Source organism: Candidatus Binatia bacterium, from assembly GCA_035631035.1.
In the GTDB taxonomy this organism is placed as follows: domain Bacteria; phylum Eisenbacteria; class RBG-16-71-46; order SZUA-252; family SZUA-252; genus DASQJL01.
Window position 1 is genome coordinate 1 of sequence record DASQJL010000085.1, and the last position, 7,644, is coordinate 7,644.

Consider the following 7,644-nt stretch of genomic DNA (forward strand, 5'->3'; position numbering starts at 1 on the left):
TCTTGTCGGGGGACGCCAGGCTGATGCGAATCGCGTCGAAGTCGCTGGTCAGCGCCGAGCGCTCGTGAAATGAGGGACGCATTTATTTACACCTCCTCCAAAACGGGTTGAGGAGTGACATCGATGGTTTTCTTCTTCGTCTTCATCAGCTCCACGTCGAGACAGAGCGACTGGAGCTCCCGGATGAGCACGTTGAACGATTCAGGCAGGCCCGCCGTGAACGACGCGTCGCCCTTGACGATGGCTTCGTAGATCTTCGCGCGGCCGGTCACGTCGTCCGACTTGGCCGTGAGCAGCTCCTGGAGGATGTGCGCCGAGCCGTAGGCCTCGAGCGCCCACACCTCCATTTCGCCGAAGCGCTGACCGCCGAACTGCGCCTTGCCGCCGAGCGGCTGCTGCGTGATGAGCGAATACGGCCCGATCGAGCGCGCGTGGATCTTGTCGTCGACCAGGTGCGAGAGCTTCATCATGTAGATGTAGCCCACCGTCACGCGCTGATCGAACGACTCGCCCGACCGACCGTCGTAGAGCACCGACTTCCCGTCCTCGGGCAGGTTCGCCTCGCGGAGGCACGCCTTGATCTCGTCCACGGTCGCGCCGGCGAAGACCGGCGTCGCCACCGTGGTGCCCAGATCGTGAGCGGCCCATCCCAGGTGCGTCTCGAGGATCTGCCCGATGTTCATTCGCGACGGCACGCCCAGCGGGTTCAACACCATGTCCACCGGGGTTCCGTCCGGGAGGTACGGCATGTCTTCCTCAGGGAGGATCTTGGCGACGACGCCCTTGTTGCCGTGGCGCCCCGCCATCTTGTCGCCGACCGAGAGCTTGCGCTTCTTGGCGACGTACACCTTCACGAGCTTGACCACGCCGGGAGGCAGCTCGTCCCCGCGCGTGACCTTCTCGATCTCCTTCTCCAGATTCTTCTCGACCCGGTCGAGCGCGCGCATCGCGCCTTCCATGATGCCCCAGAAGCGCTCGTTCACCTGGTCGTCGCGGGTGATCGACGTGCGGTAGGGGATCGAGTCGAGGTTCGCCTTCTCGAGGAACTCCTCGTCGATCTTCTTGCCGCTGCGGGCCAGCGCCTTCTCGTCGTCCCCCTCGATCCACTTGTTCACGTACTCCCCGAGCAGCACCTTGGAGACCTCCGCGGCGCGCGTCTCGAGGACCCGGTCCCGCTCCTTCTTGCTCTGGCGGCGGAGCCGGTCGATCTTCCGCTTCTCCTGCTTCTTCGTGCTCTCGTCCTTCTCCCGGCGGCTGAAGACCTTGGTGTCGATGACGACGCCGTCCATGCCCGGAGGGGCCTTGAGCGAAGCATCGCGCACGTCGCCGGCCTTCTCGCCGAAGATGGCGCGCAGCAGGCGCTCTTCCGGCGTGAGGTCGGTCTCGCCCTTGGGCGTGACCTTGCCGACCAGGATGTCGCCCGCCTTCACGCGGGCCCCGATCCGCACGATCCCTTCCTCGTCGAGGTTCTTGACCGCCTCCTCGCTCACGTTCGGGATCTCGCGCGTGATCTCCTCGGCGCCGCGCTTGGTGTCGCGCACTTGCAGCTCGAACTCCTCGATGTGGATCGAGGTGAAGCGGTCGTCCTTGATCAGCCGCTCCGAGACGAGGATGGCGTCCTCGAAGTTGTAGCCGCCCCACGGCATGAACGCGACGAGCACGTTGGCGCCCAGCGCCAGCTCGCCGTTCCGCGTGGCCGCCCCGTCCGCGAGGAGCTGACCCTTCTTCACGCGGTCGCCCTCGCTCACGAGGGGCCGCTGGTTCAGGCAGGTGTCCTGGTTCGAGCGGCGGAACTTGGTCAGCCGGTAGGCGTCCACGCCCGCCAGCTCCGAGTAGTCCACCGTCCGCGCCTTGCCGTCCGGCTGGTCGTAGCGCACGAAGATCGTGTCGCCGCTGACCGCCTCGACCGTGCCCGGCCGCCGGGCGAGAATGAGCGCGCCCGAATCCTCCGCCACCTTCCCCTCGAGGCCGGTCCCGACGAAGGGCGGCTCGGTGAAGAGGAGCGGCACGGCCTGGCGCTGCATGTTCGAGCCCATGAGCGCGCGGTTGGCGTCATCGTGCTCGAGGAAGGGAATGAGCGCGGCGGCCGGAGACACGAGCTGAATCGGCGAGATGTCCATGTAGTCCACGTCCTTCGGCTCCATGAACGGGAACTCGCCGCGCTCGCGCACCGTCTGGGCGCTCTCCAGCTTGCCCGCCTCGTCCACCACGGCGTTCGCCTGCGCGATCTTGAACTGGTCCTCCATGTCCGCCGAAAGGAACTGGACCGTCTTCTTGTCGACGGAGCCGTTCTTCACGGGGCGGTAGGGCGTCTCGAGGAAGCCCAGCTCGTTCACGCGCGCATAGGTCGCGAGCGAGGAGATGAGCCCGATGTTCGGCCCTTCCGGCGTTTCGATCGGGCACATGCGCCCGTAGTGCGTGTAGTGCACGTCGCGGACCTCGAACCCCGCGCGGTCGCGCGTGAGGCCGCCCGGCCCGAGGGCCGAGAGGCGCCGCTTGTGCGTCAGCTCGGCGAGCGGGTTCGTCTGGTCCATGAACTGCGAGAGCTGGCTCGAGCCGAAGAAGCTCTGGATCACCGCGGAGATCGTCCGCGCGTTGATCAGGTCGTACGGCGTCACCTGGTCGGCGTCCTGGAGCGTCATGCGCTCCCGGATGATCCGCGCCATGCGCGCGAGGCCGACGTTGAACTGGTTCGCGAGGAGTTCGCCCACGGCGCGCACCCGGCGGTTGCCCAGATGGTCGATGTCGTCGGTGGTGACCACCAGCCCCTGGATCTCCGCGTTCAGCCGGAGAGCCCGGAGGTAGTTGATGATCACGAGGAAGTCCTCGGGACCGAGCGTGGTCTGGTTGTCGTCCGGAACGCCCAGGCCCAGCTTCTTCCGCTTCTCCTTGGGACCGAGGAGCAGGTCGTGCGGGAGCTTGCGGTTCAGCTTGTAGCGGCCGACCTTGGCCAGGTCGTAGCGCTTCGGGTTGAAGAAGAGCTTCTTCAAGATGTCGCGGGCCGTGTCGGCGCGCGGCGGCTCGCCCGGACGGAGCAGGTTGTAGATGCGCGTGAGCGCCTCTTCCTCCGTCTTGGTCGAATCCTTCTTCAGGGTGTTCCGGATGATGTCGGCTTCGTCACGGTGCGGGATCAGGAAGGCGCGCACCGTCGTGAAGCCGGCCTTGCGCAGCCCCTCGACGCGCTCCATCGTGATGATCTCGTTCGCCTCGAGGAGCACCTCGCCCGTCTTCTCGTCGACGACGTCCTCGGCGGCCACCTTGCCGAGCGCGTCCGGCTCCTTCTTGGAGCGTGGCCCGCCGATCTCCTCCTCCTCCGTCTCGTAGAAGAGGTCGAGGATCTCGCGGTCGGAGACGTAGCCCAGCGCCTTCAGCAGCACCGTCACGGGCAGCTTCCGCTTGCGGTCGATGTGGACGTACATGATGTCGTTCACGTCCAGGCTGAACTCGACCCACGAGCCGCGGTAGGGAATGATCCGCGCGGTGTAGAGCTTCTTGCCGCTCGGATGGACGGTCTCGTCGAAGAAGACGCCGGGGGAGCGGTGCAGCTGGCTCACGATGACCCGCTCGGCGCCGTTGATGATGAAGGTCCCCTTGTCGGTGATGATCGGCAGCTCGCCGAGGTAGACCTCCTGCTCGATGATGCTCTTGTCCTTCCGTCCTTCCTCGGTTTCCTCGCGCACCCGGAGGCGGAGCGTGGCCTTGAGCGGGACCGAGAACGTCAGGTCGCGCTCCTGGCACTCCTCCACCGAGTACTTCGGCTCGCCGAGGTCGTACCGCACGAACTCGAGCGAGAAGAACTCGCGCGGGTCGCTGATCGGAAAGACGCTATGGAAGACCTCCTGAAGCCCTTCGGTCTTACGCTTCGTGGGGTCCGTATCGGCCTGCAGGAAATTGCGGAACGAGTCCAGCTGGACGTCGAGCAGGTTCGGGATCTGAAGATCCCAATCCCGGTCGATCTTGCTGAAGCTTCGCCGCTCCTTGCCGCGAATGGCTTTCACGTCGTATTCACCCTTTCGGTAACGCCCGCTGCCGGAAGGCCGCCCCCGCCGTCGCTTCCGCCGGGGGGCGCCTGGCCTCGATCCGACCGGCCCCTCGCCAGATCACGAGCGGCCGGGCCGGAGTACCGCACTACGGGAACGGCTCGGACTACTTGATCTCGACCGAAGCGCCCGCCTCTTCCAGCTTCTGCTTCACGGACGACGCCTCTTCCTTCGAGACCTTCTCCTTCACGGGCTTCGGCGCGCCGTCGACCAGGTCCTTCGCCTCCTTGAGGCCCAGGCCGGTCAGCTCGCGCACGACCTTGATCACGTTGATCTTCTTGTCGCCCGCCGCCATCAGCACGACGTCGAACTCGGTCTTCTCCTCGACCGCGGCCGCCGCCGCGCCGCCGCCGGCGCCCATCATCGGCCCCATCATCGGCATGGCCGCCGTGACGCCGAAATGGGTCTCCAGCTTCTTCACGAGGTCAGAGACCTCGAGCATGGTCATGCCTTCGAGAATGCTGATGATCTGCTGATCCTTCGTCCCTGCTTCCACGTTCGTGTTCCTCCTCCGGTCAGGCTCGGGGCGCCCGCGCGGGGCCGACCCCAGTGTCTTGGGATCTACCCCTGCTTCTTTTTACCGATGGCGTCGATGACTCCCACCATTTGGCGCAGCGAGCCGTGGAGCACGCCCACGACGCCCTGCATGGGGGAACGAAGCGCACCGATGAACTGGCCCAGCAGCACCTCGCGCGGAGGAAGCTGAGCCAAGACCTTGATTCCGTCCGGGCCGTACACCTGGCCGGCGACGTAGGCCGCCTTCAGGGCCGGCTTCTCGAATTCCTTGGCGAAATCCGCGAGGATCTTCGCCGCGGTCACCTCGTCGGAGCCGAACGCGATGCCGGTGGGGCCCTCGAGGTACTGGTCGAGCGCCTCCACGCCGTGCGCGCGCAGCGCCCGCTTGGTGAGCGTGTTCTTGGCGACGCGGTACTCCACCTTCGCTTCGCGGAGCTTGCGCCGCATCTTCGTGGCCAGCTCGACGTTCATCCCCTGGAAGTCGGTCAGGTAGATCGACTTCGACTGGGCGATGAGCTCGTTCAGCTCGCCGACGGTCTGTTCCTTTTCAGCGGTCGCCATGGACGTGCATTCTCCCCTGGGAGCGGTCGCGAGAGCGGCCGGGCCCTATGCCTTCAGACCGGACTGGATCGCGACGGGATCGAGCCGGACCGGCGGACCCATCGTGGAGCTGAGCGTGACGCTGCGCAGGTACTGCCCCTTGGAGGCCGCGGGCTTCATGCGGAGCACTTCCCGGAGGAACGCCTCGACGTTCGCGACGAGCTGCTCGTTGCCGAAGGAGGCCTTGCCGATGGGGGCGTGGAGATTGCCGGCCTTGTCGACCCGGTACTCGATCTTCCCCGCCTTCACCTCGCGGACCGCCTTCGCGACGTCCATCGTGACCGTGCCGCTGCGGGGATTGGGCATCAGCCCGCGCGGGCCGAGCACCCGGCCCAGCTTCCCCACCTCGCCCATCATGTCGGGCGTGGCCACGATGACGTCGACGTCCATCCAACCCTCGTTCAACTTCTTGATCCATTCGTCGGAGCCGGCGAAATCGGCGCCGGCGTCCTTGGCCTCGCGCTCCTTCTCGCCCTTCGTGAGGACGAGCACGCGCACCTTCTTGCCGGTGCCGTGCGGGAGCACGACCGTGCCGCGCACCTGCTGCTCCGCGTGGCGCGGATCCACGCCGAGGCGCATCGCGACCTCGACGGTCTCGTCGAACTTGGCGGTCGCCGACTTCTTGAGCCGCGCCACCGCGTCGCTCAGATCTCCCAGCCGCTCGGCCCCGATCGTCTCGGAGGCCGCGCGGAACCGCTTTCCGATCCGCATGCGCCCCCCTATCCGACGACGTCGATGCCCATGGAGCGCGCGGTGCCTTCGACCATCCGGACCGCCGCCTCCAGGTCATTCGAGTTCAGGTCGGGCTTCTTGAGCTCGGCGATCTCGCGCACCTGCGCGCTCGTCACCTTGGCCACCTTGTTGCGGTTGGGCTCGCCGGAGCCCTTCGCCAGCCCCGCGGCGCGCTTCAAGAGCACGGAGGCGGGCGGCGTCTTGGTGATGAACGTGAACGAACGGTCGCTGTAGACCGTGATCACGACCGGGATGATGAGCCCCGGCTGCCCCTGCGTGCGCGAGTTGAACGCCTTGCAGAACTCCATGATGTTCACGCCGTGCTGGCCCAGCGCCGGCCCGATGGGGGGCGCGGGGGTCGCATTGCCGGCGGGCACCTGGAGCTTGACCAGCGCCTGCACCGGTTTCGTCTTGGCCATCCGTGTTCCTTTCCGTTCGCGGGGCTTGCGCCCGGCTCCCACGTCGCGTGGTCGCGCGGCGGGCCCAACGCCCGCCGAAAGCAGCGCCCGCCGGCTAGACCGGCTGGACCTGCAGGAAGTCGAGTTCGACAGGCGTCGCGCGCCCGAAGATCGACACCATCACCTTCACCTTCTGCCGCTCGGGATTCACCTCGTCGACGACGCCGGTGAAGTCGGTGAACGGACCGTCCACCACCTTCACGTGCTCGCCCGACTTGAACGGCACCTCGGCCGCGCCGCGCATCCGCCCGCCGGCTTCCATGTGCCCGAGGATCCGCTTCACCTCCGCCTCGCGAAGGGGAATCGGATCCTGGCCCGAGCCGACGAACCGGGTCACGCCCGGGACGTTCTGGACGACGAGGCGGGACTCCATGTCGAGGTTCATCTCCACGAGCACGTAGCTCGGGAACGTCTTCCGCTTGGACGTGATCCGCTTGCCGTCCTTCATTTCGGCGAATTCCTCGGTCGCGACGAGGATCTGGCCGAAATGGTCCTCCAGCCCCGCCGCATGGATCGCGCGCTCGAGGTTGGCCTTGACCTTGTTCTCATGGCCCGAATAGGTGTGGATCACGTACCAATCCATGACGTGTTCCTTCTCCACTAGCCGACCATCTTGATGATCGCCTCGAACGCGAGCGAGAGCCCGCGGTCGACGATACCGATGAAGATGGCGATGACGAAAACCATGACGATCACCACCAGGGTGGATTCCCGGAGCTCCTCGCGCGTCGGCCAGGAGACCTTGGACATCTCGACCCGCACGTCCTTGATGTACTCGCTCGCGGCGGTGACGATCCCCGGCCGCGCCACGCTCTTTTCGACTGTCGGTTCCGCTCGCACGGATGGCCCCTTCCCCAAGCTCCAACGAACAAGAGTCGGCACTACAGTGGCAGGCCAGGAGGGATTCGAACCCCCGACTCCCGGTTTTGGAGACCGGTGCTCTAGCCGGACTGAGCTACTGGCCTACCCAGACTCCGGCCCGGTGTCTTACCGGGTCTCTTTATGCGGCGTATGCTTCCGGCAGCGCGGGCAGAACTTCTTCCACTCGACGCGGTCCGGATGCTTGCGCTTGTTCTTCGTATTGGTGTAGTTGCGCTCCTTGCATTCGTTGCAAGCGAGCGTGATCTGGTCTCGCATGGGCTCCGCCTTACTCCGTAATCTCGGCCACGACGCCGGCGCCGACGGTGCGCCCGCCCTCGCGGATGGCGAACCGAAGCTCCTTCTCCATCGCGATCGGCGTGATCAGCTCCACCGCCATCTCCACGTTGTCTCCCGGCATCACCATCTCCCGTCCCTCC

9 protein-coding genes and 1 tRNA gene are annotated in these 7,644 nt (G+C 66.2%); all 10 read right to left on the reverse strand.

The annotated features are described in order from the left end of the window. Positions 1-86 precede the first annotated feature (86 nt). A complete protein-coding gene (rpoB, locus tag VE326_09605; protein ID HYJ33461.1) occupies positions 87-3,989 on the reverse strand; it encodes a DNA-directed RNA polymerase subunit beta in 3,903 nt (1,300 codons plus the stop codon). A gap of 157 nt (positions 3,990-4,146) precedes the next feature. Continuing rightward, positions 4,147-4,536, reverse strand: coding sequence for a 50S ribosomal protein L7/L12 (gene rplL / locus VE326_09610; GenBank protein HYJ33462.1), 390 nt, complete (start codon positions 4,534-4,536; stop codon positions 4,147-4,149). Between the two features lie 65 nt (positions 4,537-4,601). Next, positions 4,602-5,117 carry a 50S ribosomal protein L10 gene (gene rplJ, locus VE326_09615; GenBank protein HYJ33463.1) on the reverse strand — a complete coding sequence of 172 codons (516 nt, stop codon included), beginning with the start codon at positions 5,115-5,117 and terminating at the stop codon, positions 4,602-4,604. Between the two features lie 45 nt (positions 5,118-5,162). Next, positions 5,163-5,867, reverse strand: a complete 705-nt coding sequence (rplA, locus tag VE326_09620; protein ID HYJ33464.1) for a 50S ribosomal protein L1 — start codon at positions 5,865-5,867, stop codon at positions 5,163-5,165. A gap of 8 nt (positions 5,868-5,875) precedes the next feature. Further along, the gene (gene rplK / locus VE326_09625; protein ID HYJ33465.1) at positions 5,876-6,307 is read right to left on the reverse strand and encodes a 50S ribosomal protein L11; all 432 of its coding nucleotides are present in this window, start codon (positions 6,305-6,307) and stop codon (positions 5,876-5,878) included. Positions 6,308-6,401: 94 nt separating this feature from the next. Beyond that, positions 6,402-6,929 (reverse strand): transcription termination/antitermination protein NusG, encoded by a 528-nt coding sequence (gene nusG, locus VE326_09630; protein HYJ33466.1) that lies wholly within the window; start codon positions 6,927-6,929, stop codon positions 6,402-6,404. A gap of 17 nt (positions 6,930-6,946) precedes the next feature. After that, positions 6,947-7,156 carry a preprotein translocase subunit SecE gene (secE, locus tag VE326_09635; GenBank protein HYJ33467.1) on the reverse strand — a complete coding sequence of 70 codons (210 nt, stop codon included), beginning with the start codon at positions 7,154-7,156 and terminating at the stop codon, positions 6,947-6,949. Positions 7,157-7,233: 77 nt separating this feature from the next. Further along, positions 7,234-7,311: transfer RNA gene (locus VE326_09640), tRNA-Trp, on the reverse strand. Positions 7,312-7,333: 22 nt separating this feature from the next. Continuing rightward, entirely contained in the window at positions 7,334-7,483 is a 150-nt protein-coding gene (rpmG, locus tag VE326_09645; GenBank protein HYJ33468.1) for a 50S ribosomal protein L33, read from the reverse strand. 10 nt (positions 7,484-7,493) lie between these two features. After that, on the reverse strand, positions 7,494-7,644 hold a 151-nt coding region (tuf, locus tag VE326_09650), incomplete at its 5' end, for an elongation factor Tu (protein HYJ33469.1).

Coding starts and splice junctions, on each gene's coding strand:
- rplJ (HYJ33463.1), bottom strand. CDS start 5,117: ATGGCGACCGCTGAAAAGGAACAGACCGTCGGCGAGCTGAACGAGCTC.
- rplK (HYJ33465.1), bottom strand. CDS start 6,307: ATGGCCAAGACGAAACCGGTGCAGGCGCTGGTCAAGCTCCAGGTGCCC.
- rplA (HYJ33464.1), bottom strand. CDS start 5,867: ATGCGGATCGGAAAGCGGTTCCGCGCGGCCTCCGAGACGATCGGGGCC.
- nusG (HYJ33466.1), bottom strand. CDS start 6,929: ATGGATTGGTACGTGATCCACACCTATTCGGGCCATGAGAACAAGGTC.
- rpmG (HYJ33468.1), bottom strand. CDS start 7,483: ATGCGAGACCAGATCACGCTCGCTTGCAACGAATGCAAGGAGCGCAAC.